This window comes from Plantactinospora endophytica (assembly GCF_016862915.1).
GTDB lineage: Bacteria > Actinomycetota > Actinomycetes > Mycobacteriales > Micromonosporaceae > Plantactinospora > Plantactinospora endophytica.
This window is the reverse complement of sequence record NZ_BONW01000003.1, coordinates 29,878-44,837: the sequence shown is the minus strand read 5'-3', so window position 1 is coordinate 44,837 and position 14,960 is coordinate 29,878. Positions and strand designations below refer to the sequence as shown.

The window sequence follows — 14,960 nt, the reverse complement described above, 5'->3', positions numbered from 1 at the left end:
GGTCACCGGTGGGCGCCCAGACGGGGCAGCTCGACAGTTTCCGCGGCAGAGTCCCCCCGCGTCGCGCGGCCGGCCGTCAGCTCCGGGTACGTCGCCAGTAGGCCAGCGCGGCGACGGTGAGGCCGCAGCCCCAGACCAGGTACGCCGGCATCGAGACCCAGAAGAACCACAGTGGGTACGTTCCGTCGCCGGGATCCCAGCTCCCGGTGGCCGTCTCCACCGCCAGTTGGCCGGTGCCGACGCCGAAGTAGCCGACCAGCCCGAGGCCGAGCCCGAAGCCCGGACCGAGCAGCAGCCAGCGGGGCACCCGCCGACCGGCCAGCACCGGCACCCAGCGCGGGAACACCCGCCCCCAGCCGTGCACCAGGGCCAGCGGCAGCACCAGCCCGGCGAGCAGGAACCCGGCCTCGAAGGCCAGCACGGCCGGCCCGGTCGCGATCGGGATCTCCGCCATCCCGACCGCGTACTGGGCGGCCAGCCGGACCAGGCAACCGGCGACCGCCAGGTACGCCGCCACCCGGGCCCACCGGGGCGTACCGGCCAGCCGACCGCCGAACAGCGGGCGGTCACCCCGGCACCGGCGCCGGTACCCGTCGGTGGCGACCGCGAGCAGCACCCCGCCGGCCAGGCAACCGGCCCGGCTGGCGAAGCCGACCGGGTCGACCGACAGACCCAGCCCGGGGATGAGCAGGCCGACGGCGTCCAGCAACAGCAGCGGACAGAGTGCCATCAGGGCCACGCTCACCCCCCAGGCCGCCCCGGTCAGCGGCCACCACCAGCGGTCCACCCGGACCAACGCGACCGCCAGCGGCGCCGCCGCGCCGACCAGGGCAACCGCGCCCCAACCGGCGAACGGGAAGAGATCGGTGCCCAGCGGCGGAAACTCCGGTGCGCCTCCCAGCGCCCAGTGCACCCGCAGCCCCCCGTACCCGAGCGCCCAGAGCAGGACCAGCGACGGCGCCCAGGCCGCCGCGATTCCGCCCGGCGCCGGCCCGGCCGGCGGCGCCCCCGGCCGCCGTGACAGTACGTCGATGCCGTGCCGTCTCCTGGTCATGTCCCCAGCGTCGTCGGCGCCGGCCGGGCCGGGATCCCCCGCGCGGCGGGCCGCACTCCCCCGCCGGAGGGAGCGGCAGGAGTCCGGTGACCACCGGTACGGATGGGGCCGGTGAGCAGTAGCGAGACGCTCGGGAACGGGCATTTCGGACCACTGCCGTTACCACGATCCCTAGCCTGGAAGTGCGGCTTCCCACCAGGAGAGGGGAACCGAGCCCGCGAAAGGGGACCGAGCCGAGCCATCGGTGGCCGAGATGCCTCATCGAGCCAGAAGAACGTCGCACGGAATCCAACGGTCCGAGCAGTGGGAGCAGCCAACGCCCCGGCGGATCGGCAGGGAGTCTCGGGCCGCGCCCGCCGCGCTGCCGATGCCCCGGACCTGGCGGGCCCTCGGCTGGCAACTCGTCGCCACCCTGACCCTGATCGGCGCGCTGGTCTGGATCGGCCGCGCACACCTGCGGGCCGGCCGGCCCGACACCTGGCTGCTCAGCCCGCTGGACGGGCTCGCGAGCGCGCTCGGCGCCGACGGACCGCACCCGATGCGGCAACGGCTCGGGCTGATCCTGCTGGCCCTGATCTGCTTCGCCGCCTGGCGGCACCGGCGCCGGGTCCGGCTCGCCTACCGGCCCGGCCCGGTGGACGTGCACGAGTTCACCGACGCCACCCCGGACCGCAGCGCCCCGGTCGACGACCTGAAGAGCCAGTTCTGCCAACGGCTCTCCGAGACGCACATCTACCCCCCGTACGCCGGGCCGGCCGACCCGCCGCCGGAGAGCTTCCTCGACGTCGCCAGCGGAGTCGATCCGCGCAGCGGCAACCCACTGGCGATCCTGCTCCAGATGCTGCCCCGGCTCTGGCCGAAGATCGGCTACCGGGTGACCGGGGTGTTGCAGGTTCGCGCCCAGGAACCCTGCTACGGGGTCTCCGCCACCGTCACCTCGTTCCTCGGCGGCGGCCGGAGCGCGATGACCACCCAGTGGGGTACCACCTGGGAGGAGGCCACCCGGCGGACCGCGTACTGGGTGCTGGCGACGATCCTGCCGGTGACCCGGCTCGGCCGGGCCGCCCCGTGGCGGAACTGGTGCGGCCGGGAACTGCCGGCGGCGCTCTTCGCCGCGTACAACAAGGGGAAGGAGTCGCAGGACCGGAGGCAGTTCGACGAGGCGCTGCGCCACTACGGCGAGGCGCTGCGGCTCGACCCGTTCAACGCCGACCTGCGGGTGATGGTGGCCAGTGTGCAGGAGGAGATGGGACTCTTCCTGGACGCGCTGGACACGTACCAGTCGGCGCTGGTGCTGCGCGAGCAGGGCGGCTGGTACGACGACCACGTCTGGACCACCCGCACCGACCGGCTCCGCCACCTGCCCCGGCACGTGATCGGCACGTTGCGCTACCTGCGCCGCCGACCCGACTCGATCAAGCTCCGCTACCAGTACGCCTGCACCCTCGCCTACACCGAGCGGACCGTGCACCAGTGGTTCAAGCAGGACGGTGTCGGCGACCGCGAGAAGATCCGCCGGCAGATGCGGGAACGCCTGGAGAAGGCGTTCGTGGACCGGTACTGGCCGGTGGTGGTGACCTTCGCCGACGGTCCCGGTGAACCGGCCGCCAAGGAGTGGCTGCGCCGGGTGCTGCGGGAGTGCCCGGAGGCGACCCGGGTGGTGTTCCAGATCGCCGCCGCGCAGGAGTTGTACCGGCTGCGCGAGGACGCCGCGCTCGCCCGGTTCGTCCGGGCCACCCGCTCCGAGGTGACCCATTCGGCACTGCTGCTGCTCCGGGACGTCTGGGCGCCGCTGCGGCTGGCCCGCGCCTGGCACGACTGGGCGGCCGTGGGCTGGCAGCCCGCGCGGCTTGACGGCGCGGCCTCCGGCGATGGCGGTACGGGACCGACGGCACCGGTCGGGCCCTTCGACGACGGCGGCTGCCTGGCCGGCTGGTGGCGGCGCGGTCCCCGGCTGCGCGCCCGGACGCTGAGCCGGGAGTGGCCGTGCGGCGGCGTACTGCTGGACCGGGCGATCCGGCAGGCGCAGCGGCGGCGCTGGCCGGCCCGCCCGCCCCGGTCGTTCGACTTCTACAACGCCGCCTGCACCTACGGTTTCGCGCTCCGGGGCTACTTCGCGGACCTGGAGCGGCCGGCTCCGGCGTACCTGTCGCCGGCCGCCCGGGCGCTGTGGCGGGGTCGCCGGCTGATCGCCGACGCGCTGCCGCTGGCCCACGCGCCCCGCTGGCACCGCCGACCGGCCGCGCCGCCGGTCACCCCGACCGGTCCGGCCGATCCGGCGCCGAGTCCGCATCCGCTGCCGCCGCCGGTGGCACCGCTGGTGGCGAAGGCGGTGGAGCAGCTCCGGGCCGCGCTGGCCTGCACCGAGAGCGGGGTCGCCGCCGACCGGTTGCGGCGGTGGATCCTGAGCAGCGAGCCGGACCTGGCGCCGCTGCGGCGGTTGCAGGATTTCGGGTACTTCGAGGAGGAGGTCTACCCGAGCCTCAACGTGGTGCTGCCCCGCCCCGACAAGGTGATCAACTCCCGGATGTCGGCGTACGCCAAGGAACTCCTCTGCCAGGGCGCCGTACTCCTCGAACAGACCTGGCACGACCGGGCCCTGCCGCCGCAGAGCGCCGACCCGCACCAGTTCATCCGCTGGCTCGACCTGGACGCCGAGACCTGGGACACGCTCTGCCGGATCGCCCTCGACCACGGCCGGTACTGGCGGGACCGGGCCGAGTTCATCCGGCTGCTGCGCCAGGCGGTGGACCCGGTCCGGATCGCCGAGGCCCGGTTCCCGCCGTCGATCCCGCGCTACGACGACCTCTGCCTGGCCGGCGCCGAGCGGCTGGTCGGGGACGGCAGCCGGCCCGAGGAGAACATCGAGCGGCTGGCCCGGCACAACATCGCGCTGGTGGACCGGCGGCTCAACGCCATCTACCAGACCGTCGCCGAGCATGCCGGGGACGGCAGCCTGCGGGCCCGGCGCCGGCTGGTCGGGCTGGACTTCCGGGGCGAGCCGCTGCGCGGCGACGAGGCACAGGGCATCTGCACCCGGCAGGCCGGCCGGTGGCACCAGGTCGCCGAGCGGATGCGCGAGACCGGCCCGGTGGTCGACACCAGCGGCCTGGACCCGCTGCGACTGCGGGAACGGTGACCCCGGCAGCCGACCCCGGAGGTACTCAGACCAGGTCGGCGTCGTGCACCAGCAGGGCCACCTGGACCCGGTTGGTCAGCTCCAGTTTGGTCAACAGCCGGGAGACGTACGCCTTCACGGTGGCCACGCTCATGAACAGCGCGGCGGAGATCTCCGCGTTGGACCAGCCCCGCCCGATCGCCACCGCCACCTCCCGCTCCCGGTCGCTGAGCCCGGCGAGCAGCCGTACCGCCCGGTCCCGCCGCAGGTCGGCGTCCCGCCGGGCGGGCGTACCTGCCGAACCGGTCACGTGCGCGATGAGCTTGCGGGTGACGGTCGGGGAGAGCGTCGCCTCGCCGGCCGCGACCCGCCCGATCGCCGCCACGATCTCGACCGGCGGGGTGTCCTTGAGCAGGAAGCCACCGGCACCGGCCCGCAACGCCCGCAGCACGTACTCGTCGACGTCGAAGGTGGTCAGCACCAGCACCTCGGGCGGGTGCTGAAGTCGACGCAGCGCCTCGGTGGCGGCCAGCCCGTCCATCCGGGGCATCCGGATGTCCATCAGCACCACGTCCGGCCGGTACGCCTCGACCGCCGCCAGCACCTCGCTGCCGTCCGCCACCTCGCCGACCACCCGCAGCTCGGGCACTCCGCCGAGGATCATCGACAGGCCGGCCCGGACCAGCGCGTCGTCGTCGACGATCAACACCCGTACCGGTTCGGTGTCCGCTCCGCTCACGGTGGCCACGGTAGCCAGGCCGCCAGCCGGAAGTCACCCGTGTCGGTACGCCCGTGCTCCAGCCACCCGCCGAGCAGCGCGGTCCGCTCGGTCAGCCCGACCAGTCCGGTGCCGGTACCCGGAATCCGGGGCCCGGCCGGCTGGCCGACCGGCCACCGGTTGCGCACCTCGACACTGAGCCCCAACCCCGGCCGCCCCCGCGCGGTCACCAGCACACTGGTCCCCGGGGCGTGCTTGCGGGCGTTGGTCAGCCCCTCCTGCACGATCCGGTACGCACCCCGCCCGACCCCGGCCGGCGCCGTCTCCGCACCTGTCAACTCGGTACGCAGGTCCACCCGCATTCCCGCCTCCCGGGACTCGGCGACCAGCGCCGGCAGGTCGCCCAGGGTCGGCTGCGGCCGTTCCGGCGTCCGGGGCGGCGGCACCGCTACGGCCGACTCCCCGGCCGAGTCCCCGGTCGACGGCAGCGGCACCGCCGGGTACGGCGGATCCGGCGGGTACGCCGTGCCGCCCGACCCCCACCCGGTGGAGACCGGCGGCGGCTCGACCGGCGGCTCGGGTTCCGCCGCCGCGCCCTCCTCCGGGTCCTCCCGGAGCACGCTGATCACCTCGCGCAGGTCCTGCAACGCCTGGTGTGCGCTGGTCCTGATCACCCCGGCCGCCCGGGCGATCTCCTCCGGCGGCGCGTTCGGCCGGAACTCCAGCGCCCCGGCGTGCAGGCTGAGCAGCGAGATCCGGTGCGCCAGCACGTCGTGCATCTCCCGGGCGATCCTGGTCCGCTCCAGCCGTCGGGCCGCCTCGACCCGCAGCCGCTGTTCGGCCTCGGCCCGGTACGCCCGGTCCCGCCAGGAGAGCACCAACTGCCGCCGGGCCCGGATGAACATCCCCCAGGCCAACGTCGACGCGGTCAGTACCCCGCTGAGCACCATCCCCACCCACGGCCCGTCGGTCGGATCGGGATTGCGGTACTCGTACAGCACCGCGATGCCGAGGTGGGCCACGAGCAGCGGGCCGGCCACCGACAGCGGGCGGTGCACCACCACCGTCAGCAGGATGATCAGCGTGGTGAGCCCGGACGGGGTGGAGAAGAGCGCCACCGGCAGTGCGGCGACGGCCAGCGCCACCGGCCAGCGGCGGCGTACCCAGAGCGCGAGGCAGAGCGCGGTGGTGAGTACCCCGTCGATCACGACCGCCAGCTCGGAGTCGGCCTGGTCCGCCACCAGCGTCGGCTGCGGTCGGAGCACGTCCCAGAAGGCGACGAACGCGTAGCCGCCACCGATCAGGAAGCAGAGCGTGTCGACGACCCAGTCCCGGGTCGACCGGCGGGGGCGGCGCGGGCCGGGGGCGAGATCGGCGGTCAGGGTGGCCGGCAGCAGCCAGGGATGCTCGGGGCGGGCCGGCGCACCAGTCATCACCCAAGGGTACGAACCCGCACCGGCACCGGACACCGACCAAAGTCGACGTCCGGAAGTAGCCGAAGGTCGCGGAGCATGGCCGGTGGACCGCAGCGCCGGACCGGCCGGCCCCGGCACGCTCGACTCCATGATTACCGTCGCACACCTGACGAAACGGTACGGCCGGCACACGGCGGTCGACGACGTCTCGTTCAATTGCGAACCGGGCACGGTGACCGGGTTCCTGGGCCCGAACGGGGCCGGCAAGTCCACCACGATGCGGATGATCTGCGGCTTCACCCCGCCGACCGCCGGCACCGCCACGGTGGAGGACGTCGACTACCGCCGGCTGCCGAACCCGGGCCGGCGGGTCGGACTGCTGCTCGACGCCGGTGCCCAGCACCCGGGCCGGACCGGTCGGGAGACGTTGACGCTCTCGGCCCGGACGATGGGGGTGTCCCGGCAGCGGGTCGACGAGTGCCTCGACCAGGTCGGGTTGAACGCGGTCGCGGCCCGGCGGCGGGTCCGGGCGTACTCGTTGGGCATGCGTCAGCGGCTCGGCCTGGCCCAGGCGCTGCTCGGCGACCCCCGGGTGCTGATCCTCGACGAGCCGGCGAACGGCCTCGACCCGGAGGGCATCTACTGGATGCGCGGCCTGCTGCGCGACTTCGCCGACCGGGGCGGCACGGTGCTGCTCTCCTCGCACCTGCTCCGCGAGGTCGAGGCGGTGGCGGACCGGCTGGTGGTGATCGGCGCCGGCCGGGTGGTCGCGCAGGGCACCAGGGACGAGCTGCTGGCCGGGGCGGGCACGCTGGTCCGCGCCCGCGACCCGGAGGCGCTGCGGGCCGCCCTGGACCGGGCCGGGCTGCCGGTGCGGTCCAGCACCGACGGCGGGCTGCTGGTCGCAGCCGATCCCGGGGACGTCGGGCAGGCCACCGCCGACGCCCGCGTCGCGCTGCTGGAACTCCGACCGGCGGAGAGCGCCGGGCTGGAGCAGATGTTCCTGGCCCTGACCGCTGGCGACTCCGTACGGGAGGCCGTGAAATGACCACCGACGCCACCCCGCGTACCCGCACCGGGTCGCCACCGGCCGCCGACCGGGCCCCCGGAATGGACGGCCACCGGCCGGACCCGTACGCCCGGCCGACACTGCTCCGGCTGACCCTGGTCGAGCTGCGCAAGCTCGCCGACACCCGGGCCGGCTACTGGCTGCTGATCACCATCGCTCTGGCCTCGGCGGTCATCGTGGCCGTAATGCTGTTCACCGCCCCGGACCCGGACCAGCGGTTCGAGAACTTCTTCGCGCTCGCCCAGATCCCGATGGGCATCCTGCTGCCGATCCTCGGCATCCTGCTGGTCACCAGCGAGTTCTCCCAGCGCACCCTGCTCACCACCTTCGCCCTGGTACCGCAGCGGCACCGGGTGGTCCTCGCGAAGGTCGGCGCCGGAGTGGTCGCGGCACTGCTCTCGGTACTCACCAGCCTGGCGACGGCGGCCCTCGGCACCGTACTGGCCGGGCTGACCGGCGACGGCGGGGCCTGGTCGACAGACGCGTCGGCGTTGGTCGGCGCGGCGGTCTTCCAGGTGGTCAACGTGGCCCTGGGCATCGCGTTCGGCCTGCTGTTCCAGAACACCCCGCTGGCCATCGTGCTCTCCCTGGTGCTGCCGATCGCCTGGTCCACACTGGGCGCCATGATCGAGCGACTGCACCGGGCCGCCGAGTGGCTGGACACCGGGCTCACCACCGCCGCACTGGTCGAGCCGCCGAACCCGGGTGATCTGGACGGCGGCCAGTGGGCCCGGCTCGGCGTCTCGGTCACGGTCTGGGTCGTGCTGCCGCTGGTCGCCGGCCTGGTCCGGACCGTACGCCGGGAGGTGTCCTGAGATGACCGCCGCCGACCCGACCCCGCCGGACCGCACCCGCCCCCCGACACCCGACGCCACCGGGAGCGCGACCTCCGGTGCCGCCCGGCACGGCACGCCTGGTGACTCTCGGCACGCCACGTCCGGTGACTCCCGGCACGGCACGTCCGGTGACTCCCGGCACGCCACGTCCGGTGATTCCCGGGGCGGCACGTCCGGTGACTCCCGGGCTGCGGCCTCCGGCGCCCCGACCGTGGTGGCCGAGCCGGCCAGCCACGTGGCGCTGGTCTGGCTGCTCGCTCCGGTACTCGGCGCCGCCCTGTTCTGGCTGGTCCAAGCCTCGGCGGGCTGGATCGCGTCGCTGCGCTGGATCCCGATGCGCGGCCCGTTCAAGCTGATCGACGCCGTGGACGAGCCGTGGGCGACCGGTGGCGCGCTGCTCCTCGGCACGCTGGGCGGGTTGCTCGTCGCCGGCATCGCCGCCGCCGAGCGGCTGGCCGTCACCGTCGCCGGGGACGGGGTGACGCTGGTCCGGGGCGACGCCACCCGACGGGTCGACCGGACCGAGATCACCGGGGCGTTCTGGGACAGCAAGCGGCTCGTGCTGCTCGGCCGCGCCGCCGAGGAACTGGCCCGGGAGCGTACCGGCCTGCCGGCCGACCGGCTCGGGGCCGCCTTCGAGGCGCACGGCTACCGCTGGTACGCCGACGGCGACCCGTACGGCGCGGACTTCCGGCGCTGGACGGACCGCGACCCGGCGCTGCCGGCCGGGGCGAACGGGCTGCTCAAGGCCCGGCAGCGGGCACTGGACAAGGGCGACAAGCCCGACCTGGCCGAGTTGCGGGCCGAGTTGCTCCGGCTCGGTGTGGTGGTCCGGGAGGAGGGCAAGCGGCAGCACTGGCGGCGGACCCGACCGGTCGGCACTGCCGGGAACGGGCCGGACGATGAGTCCTCGGGCGCGTCGACCGGCGAGTCTCCGGGTGCGTCGACCGGCCGGACCCCGAACACCTCGGACGGTCGGGTGGAAGGCGGGGACCGGGGCTGACCTGGGGCGGCGGCACCGACCCGGGAGTGCGATGTGCCGTGTCCGACAGGCGGCGGTCGTTGCCGCCCTTTCCGACCCGGCAGTAGGGTTCGCCGAATGAGCCTCCAGCGCAGCGTCGACCCCGACCAGGTCGGCTTCGACCCGGCGAGGCTGTCCCGCGTCGACGACCACTTCGCCCGGTACGTCGACGCGGGACAGCTCGCCGGTTGGCAGATCGTGGTGACCCGGCGCGGCGAGATCGCGCACGCCTCGACGTACGGGGCGCGGGACCGGGAGGCCGGGCTGCCGGTGGAGCCGGACACCCTCTGGCGGATCTACTCGATGACGAAGCCGATCACCTCGGTCGCCGCGATGATGCTCTGGGAGGAGGGGCGGCTCCAGCTCACCGACGAGATCAGCCGGTGGCTGCCGGAGTTCGCCGACGTACGGGTCTACGACCGGGGGTCGGCGCTCAAGCCGTACACGGTGCCGGCGGTCGAGCCGATCCGGGTCTGGCACCTGCTCACCCACACCGCCGGGCTGACGTACGGCTTCCTCCAGACCTCGGTGGTCGACGGGATGTACCGGGCCGCCGGTTACGACCTCTACCCGCCGTCGCACTTCGACCTGGCCGCCGCCACCGAGGGGCTGGCCCGGCTGCCGCTGCTCTTCCAGCCCGGCACGGCCTGGGGCTACTCGGTCGCCACCGACGTGCTCGGTCGGCTGGTCGAGGTGGTCTCCGGCCAGTCGCTGGACACGTTCTTCACCGAGCGGATCTTCACACCGCTCGGCATGACCGACACCGGCTGGTGGGCCGAGGGTGCCGACGCCGACCGGCTGGCCGCCTGCTACGCCGTACACCCGCAGACCGGTCAGGCGGTCCGGTACGACCAGGTCGGCACGCTGGCGCTGAAGAAGCCGGCGCTGCTCTCCGGCGGCGGCGGGCTGCTCTCCACGGCGGCCGACTACCACCGGTTCACCCAGTTCCTGCTCCGTGGCGGTGAACTCGACGGGGTACGCCTGCTCGGTCCGCGCACGGTCCGGTTCATGACCCGCAACCACCTGCCGGGCGGCCAGGACCTGGGGCGGCTCTCCACCGGCGGGTTCGCCGAGACCACGTTCGACGGGATCGGCTTCGGGCTCGGCTTCGCCGTGGTGCAGGATCCGGTGCCGAGCCGGACGCCGAGCAACGCGGGCGAGTTCTACTGGGGCGGCATGGCGAGTACGGCGTTCTGGGTCGACCCGGTCGACGAGATCACCACGCTGCTGTTCACCCAGCTCGTACCGTCCAGCACCTATCCGCTGCGCGCGGAGCTACGCCAGCTCGTCTACGCCGCCCTGGTCGACTGACGTCGTCGTCACCGGGTCGGGTGCGCCCGCCCTGCCCGCCGGGCGGTCGGCGCCGTCCAGAGGGGTGGGTCGGGCCGTCTTCGCCGGGCCGGCGGCGCTGGCGTGGCCGGGGTAGCGTGAATGATCGCATCCGGGGGAGGTTCGCCATGGTGATGAGGGCGAAGCGGGTGAGTCTGCTGGACATCGGGCTCGACTCGTCGTTCGACGCGGCGATGACGTTCGTCCAGTCCACCTTGCAGAACATCAACGCCGAGCACCAGCAGCCGGTCGTCGACATCGACTTCGTCCGGTCCCGGGACCCGGACACGGTGCTGACCGCGTTCACCGCCTCCTGCGACGTGCTGCACGTGATGGCGCACGGCGACCACAGCAGTACGCCCACCTTCGCCAGCAGCGACGGCCGCACCAAGATCTCGCTGGAGGCGCTGGGCGAGGAGGCGGCGGCCCGGGGCCGGGGCATCTCGGCGCACGCGATCCTCGCCGACGGCTGCCGGACCGGTACGGGTGCCTGGCAGAAGGCGGTCCGGGACTGCCTTCAGGACGAGGTCACCTACATCGGCACCTCGGCACAGATCGGCTGGCACGAGAGCGGCGTCTTCTGTTCCGCCTTCTACGGCGCACTGTTCCGCAACCGGGGCCGCGGGATGACCCCGGCCGAGCAGGCCCAGGACGCGGCCGAGCGGGCGATCGAGGCGTACACCCTGCTGACCGACCGGAACTGTCCGTTCCGGGTACTCACGCTCAGCCCCAGCCGGTGGGCCCGGATGGCCCTGGCCTGACTCGGCGAACGGCGCACCCGACCCGGACCTGATTCCGGGCGAGCGGCGCACCCGGCGCTGGCCTGATTCCGGGCGAGCGGCGCACCCGGCGCTGGCCTGGTTTCGGGTGGGCGGAGCGGAAGAGTCGGACCGTCAGCGCCGGCATGAACCGGGCGAGCGGCGGGAGTGCCCATCTGCCCTGGTCAGGCCGCCGATCGGGGGGTGGTCGCCCGGGAGAACCGGCTCGACCCGCCGGCCCGGCGGGAGGTCGGGGCGGGCATCCGGGACGTGGTCGGCGGCGCGATCGCCTCCTGCCAGTGGTCCAACATGGGCAGCAGATCCCAGCCCACCTCGCGCCGCCGGGACGCGGCGGCGGCGCAGCGGGCCCGCCAGCTCCACTCGTTGAGCTGCACGGACGGCCCGGTCAGCTCGGCGCGCAGGTCGAGCAGGACGTCGACGGAGTGCCGGAACGCCGTCCTGCCCCGCTCGCCGTCCGGCCGGTCCACCAGCCAGCCCAGGCCCCGTCCCGCACAGGTGGCGCAGCCGCAGTCCCACATGCCGTTGTCCGGGTACCGGCGCATGGTCGTCTCGATCTCCGCCAGCGGCGCGTACGACAGGCACTGCCGCACCAGCACCGACGGGCGGGGTACCCCGGTCGGCGGCCGGTACCGGGCGGGTCGGCGGGGGTCGAGACGGCGTAGTGCGGGCTCGGTACCGATCGCCACGGCGGTCGCCCCGGAGCAGAGCATCCCGAGCGCCGGCAGGTCGGCCCGGAGAACCAGCACCGGTACCCCGCAGCCGAGAAGCTGGAGCAGCCCGGGCACCGTACTGGCCGGGGTGAAGGGGTTGGCCGACTCCTCGACCACAACCGCGACCGGTACGCCGACCGCCGCGACGTACCGGATCAGGGTCTGTCGGGCGATCCGGTCGGCGAGCCAGGACGGGTGCATCGGCAGCAGCGCGATGGCGTCGCCGAGTCGGGCGGCCCGTTCGAGGATCCCGGCCAGTCCGGCGGTGTCGTCCCGGGCCAGGTAGCCGGAGTCGGTCAGTACCGGCAGCCCGAGATCCCGCTGGCAGTCGATCCACCGCTGGTCGAACGGGGCGGCGGCGGGCAGCCGGGCGTCGCCGACGTACCGGGCCGCGTCGAGCAGCACCGGACGCCGGTAGTGGTCCACCTCCCGCAGGTGCCGGGCCCGGCCCAGGCAGCCGCGCAGGTTGCCCCGGTCGGCGGTGACGACCAGGCCGCCACCGGCCCGGCCGGCCGTCTCGGCCGCCTGGGTGACCTGGCTGGTCCGGCAGTGCAGCAGCAGGCTGCGGTCGAGATCCCCGAACCGCCGCCCGAATCCACCCGATCGCCCGTCAAGGTCCCGCGCCACGAACCCTCACCCCGCTGATCGACATCAAGACATTGATCACCATGAGTGTCTAAATGGTAACTTGACGCAACCGGGTGACGTAACAGCACACAATTCCTTTGGCAGATCGCGGAAAGTGCCTTGGCCACCGGGACGGGTTCCGGTAACGGGGCCCTTCCGCCGCCCGGCCGGGCGCACGAGACCGACCCGAGGGCCGGAATCACCCTCGGTTCGACACCATCTCAGGAAGCTCGACGTAGCGAGCGGCGAGACGGCTCCGTGCGACCGCGCCGGACAGCGGTCGGCTCAGAGCACCATCTCGCGCCACCCCGGACGTCCGCCCAGCCAGGCGTCCGCCAGAATGCGCGCGGACGCCTCACCCGGGCACTGCTGCACCTTCGAGCGCCCTTGGGCGCCACCAACCTGGGCCTCGACTTCCCATCGCTGCCCATCCGTACGAATGTAGACGTCGCGCCGTGAGCGCGGACCCCGATCGCCGTTCCACCAGTGCCGCTCGACTCTCACTCGGTCACGGTATAGCACGGACGGACCTGCTGGATATCCTCAATAACCAAACCTTGACCTCCTGGTGACCGTACGCCCTCCGGCAACGCTCCCGGCGACCGTTGACGATCTGTTATGACACGATGCGTGACCCGAACGGCACGGTGTGCAGGGGCGCATCGATGCCCGGGGCACCTATCTCCGACCGGACGCTGCGGAACGGGACGGCATGGCGCACGCGGAACGGGACCGCAGGGTACATGCGGAACGGGACGGCAGGGTACGAACACGAATCCTCGGCGGCGATCCACAATCGTGCGGTCTCGGCATGGGAGTGGTGGTACAGCGCCGCGACATCGAGCCGGGCCGGTGGAGATTCGGGTCAGCCGGCGATCCGCCGCGTGCGGGCGGCGCGCCGCCCCCTTCGAGAGGGTTGGCTCCGGGGCGGGCTGGGCCGGCCGTCATCTACGGGGGAAGGTGACGGCCGTGCTGCGGGCACCCGCCCCGGGGCCTCGGCGGGGTCGGCCACCGGGCGACGTGCCGCCGATGGCCGACCCTCCACCAGTCCACCGCCACGCCGGCGGAGGGCGGCCCGCCAGCGTCGGGTCGCGCGGCGGACCGACCAGCGAAGCATGTCGTCGTTCCCGGTCCCGCTGTCGGACAATCCGTCCGGCTGTTCCGAAACCGGCTGCCGGTTCAGGACCGGACTTCGGTCGCCGGCAGGGTCTCCCGGAGCCTGGCGTGCACCCGGGCGGCTCGGTCGTCCAGCACCTGACGGGCGTCGAGATCCAGGCTCTCGATCGCGACCAGGGCGGTCAGCGCCACATCGGCCAGTTCGTCGGCCACGTCGCCGAGGCTGTGCGTGACGCCCTTGCGGGGATTCTGGCCGACCAGCCCGATCCACGCCCCGGCCGCCTCGCCGGCCTCCTCGGTGACCTTGAGAATCCGGCAGGTCAGCTCGGCCGGGTCGGTGCCGTTCGCCCGGTCCAGCCAGGCACGGGCGGCGCGGACGGCCGTCCAGGTGGGATCAGTCACCGCCCCACGGTATCCGGGCGGACCGGCCGGCGAACCGAGCCGCACGCCGACCCGCTGCTCGGCCGCCGGAGCGGGACGGGACGTCAACCGGCGGGACCGGACGCCGAGGCGCCGGGACGGGACGCGGAGCGGCGGGACCGGGACTCCACGTCAACCGTCGGGACCGGACGTCGATGCGTCGGAACGGGACGGTCAGCCCTCGGCGCGCCGGAGGATCTCGGTACGGCCGGCCGGTGCCGGCCAGACCTGGCACAGGTACTCCTCCGCCCGGTCGTCGACGGTCCGGCCGGCGAGGGTCCGGCCGGCCGGGCCGTGCCTACCCCGGGCGTGCACCCGAATCCGGTAGTTGCCCGGTCCCCGGAAGCTGATCCGGGGGAAGTCGGTGCCACCACCTCGGGCCGACCGGACGTGCGACTGGCCGACGGCGGAACGGTAGGAGACCTCGACCACCTCGTCCCAACCGGAGGTCGCCGCCGCCGGTCGTTCGACACGCAGCTCGACGGTCAGGTCGACCCACCCGCTGCGGCAGCCGGTACGCACCAGCAGCGCCCCGTCGGTCACCCCGACCAGGCCGTTGTCCCGGGTGTTGGCCTGCCAGTGCCAGCGCGGCGGCGGATCGGGGTCGGTCAGGGCGAAGAAGAACCGGGCCACGCGTACGACCCCCGCGCAGACCCACATCGCGTCGGTCACCCGGTATTCGAGTAGCGACCCCGCTCCGAGCGGTATCAACGTCGCTCACCCGTTCCACGTCGGACCGTGCTGGGCA

The 14,960-nt window shown here is 73.8% G+C and carries 12 protein-coding genes; 6 read left to right on the top strand and 6 right to left on the bottom strand.

Going from position 1 to position 14,960, the window contains the following annotated elements; genetic code table 11:
• Positions 1–76: 76 nt before the first annotated feature.
• A complete protein-coding gene (locus tag Pen02_RS05375) occupies positions 77–1,054 on the bottom strand; it encodes a hypothetical protein (RefSeq protein WP_203864804.1) in 978 nt (325 codons plus the stop codon).
• Between the two features lie 253 nt (positions 1,055–1,307).
• Between Pen02_RS05375 and Pen02_RS05370 the strand changes: the two genes are divergently transcribed.
• The gene (locus tag Pen02_RS05370; RefSeq protein ID WP_203864803.1) at positions 1,308–4,193 is read left to right on the top strand and encodes a tetratricopeptide repeat protein; all 2,886 of its coding nucleotides are present in this window, start codon (positions 1,308–1,310) and stop codon (positions 4,191–4,193) included.
• A gap of 25 nt (positions 4,194–4,218) precedes the next feature.
• On the opposite strand, the gene Pen02_RS05365 is transcribed toward Pen02_RS05370, so the two are convergent.
• The gene (locus Pen02_RS05365) at positions 4,219–4,929 is read right to left on the bottom strand and encodes a response regulator transcription factor (RefSeq protein WP_203864869.1); all 711 of its coding nucleotides are present in this window, start codon (positions 4,927–4,929) and stop codon (positions 4,219–4,221) included.
• Positions 4,908–6,323 carry a sensor histidine kinase gene (locus Pen02_RS41555; RefSeq protein ID WP_239140112.1) on the bottom strand — a complete coding sequence of 472 codons (1,416 nt, stop codon included), beginning with the start codon at positions 6,321–6,323 and terminating at the stop codon, positions 4,908–4,910. Before Pen02_RS41555 ends, Pen02_RS05365 begins: the two co-directional genes overlap by 22 nt.
• Before the next feature lie 130 nt (positions 6,324–6,453).
• Between Pen02_RS41555 and Pen02_RS05355 the strand changes: the two genes are divergently transcribed.
• From Pen02_RS05355 to Pen02_RS05335, 5 genes are all read left to right on the top strand, one after another.
• Positions 6,454–7,353: an ABC transporter ATP-binding protein gene (locus tag Pen02_RS05355; protein ID WP_203864802.1), complete on the top strand. Its 900-nt coding sequence runs from the start codon at positions 6,454–6,456 to the stop codon at positions 7,351–7,353.
• Positions 7,350–8,189 (top strand): ABC transporter permease, encoded by an 840-nt coding sequence (locus tag Pen02_RS05350; protein ID WP_203864801.1) that lies wholly within the window; start codon positions 7,350–7,352, stop codon positions 8,187–8,189. Before Pen02_RS05355 ends, Pen02_RS05350 begins: the two co-directional genes overlap by 4 nt.
• Position 8,190: 1 nt before the next feature.
• Positions 8,191–9,213, top strand: a complete 1,023-nt coding sequence (locus Pen02_RS05345; RefSeq protein WP_203864800.1) for a YqeB family protein — start codon at positions 8,191–8,193, stop codon at positions 9,211–9,213.
• Positions 9,214–9,309: 96 nt separating this feature from the next.
• The gene (locus Pen02_RS05340; protein ID WP_203864799.1) at positions 9,310–10,542 is read left to right on the top strand and encodes a serine hydrolase domain-containing protein; all 1,233 of its coding nucleotides are present in this window, start codon (positions 9,310–9,312) and stop codon (positions 10,540–10,542) included.
• A 146-nt stretch (positions 10,543–10,688) separates the two neighbouring features.
• Positions 10,689–11,321: a hypothetical protein gene (locus tag Pen02_RS05335; RefSeq protein ID WP_239140110.1), complete on the top strand. Its 633-nt coding sequence runs from the start codon at positions 10,689–10,691 to the stop codon at positions 11,319–11,321.
• Between the two features lie 182 nt (positions 11,322–11,503).
• Here Pen02_RS05335 and Pen02_RS05330 read toward each other — a convergent pair whose 3' ends face one another.
• The 3 genes from Pen02_RS05330 to Pen02_RS05320 form a co-directional block, all read right to left on the bottom strand.
• Positions 11,504–12,676, bottom strand: a complete 1,173-nt coding sequence (locus Pen02_RS05330; RefSeq protein WP_203864798.1) for a hypothetical protein — start codon at positions 12,674–12,676, stop codon at positions 11,504–11,506.
• A gap of 1,179 nt (positions 12,677–13,855) precedes the next feature.
• Positions 13,856–14,194, bottom strand: coding sequence for a MazG-like family protein (locus tag Pen02_RS05325; RefSeq protein WP_203864797.1), 339 nt, complete (start codon positions 14,192–14,194; stop codon positions 13,856–13,858).
• Positions 14,195–14,386: 192 nt separating this feature from the next.
• Positions 14,387–14,884 carry a hypothetical protein gene (locus Pen02_RS05320; protein ID WP_203864796.1) on the bottom strand — a complete coding sequence of 166 codons (498 nt, stop codon included), beginning with the start codon at positions 14,882–14,884 and terminating at the stop codon, positions 14,387–14,389.
• Positions 14,885–14,960: the final 76 nt, after the last annotated feature.

Excerpts from the sequence above, each read along its gene's own strand:
- Pen02_RS05375 (WP_203864804.1), bottom strand. The coding sequence starts at position 1,054 with ATGACCAGGAGACGGCACGGCATCGACGTACTGTCACGGCGGCCGGGG.
- Pen02_RS05370 (WP_203864803.1), top strand. The coding sequence starts at position 1,308 with ATGCCTCATCGAGCCAGAAGAACGTCGCACGGAATCCAACGGTCCGAG.
- Pen02_RS41555 (WP_239140112.1), bottom strand. The coding sequence starts at position 6,323 with ATGACTGGTGCGCCGGCCCGCCCCGAGCATCCCTGGCTGCTGCCGGCC.
- Pen02_RS05355 (WP_203864802.1), top strand. The coding sequence starts at position 6,454 with ATGATTACCGTCGCACACCTGACGAAACGGTACGGCCGGCACACGGCG.
- Pen02_RS05350 (WP_203864801.1), top strand. The coding sequence starts at position 7,350 with ATGACCACCGACGCCACCCCGCGTACCCGCACCGGGTCGCCACCGGCC.
- Pen02_RS05345 (WP_203864800.1), top strand. The coding sequence starts at position 8,191 with ATGACCGCCGCCGACCCGACCCCGCCGGACCGCACCCGCCCCCCGACA.
- Pen02_RS05340 (WP_203864799.1), top strand. The coding sequence starts at position 9,310 with ATGAGCCTCCAGCGCAGCGTCGACCCCGACCAGGTCGGCTTCGACCCG.
- Pen02_RS05335 (WP_239140110.1), top strand. The coding sequence starts at position 10,689 with ATGGTGATGAGGGCGAAGCGGGTGAGTCTGCTGGACATCGGGCTCGAC.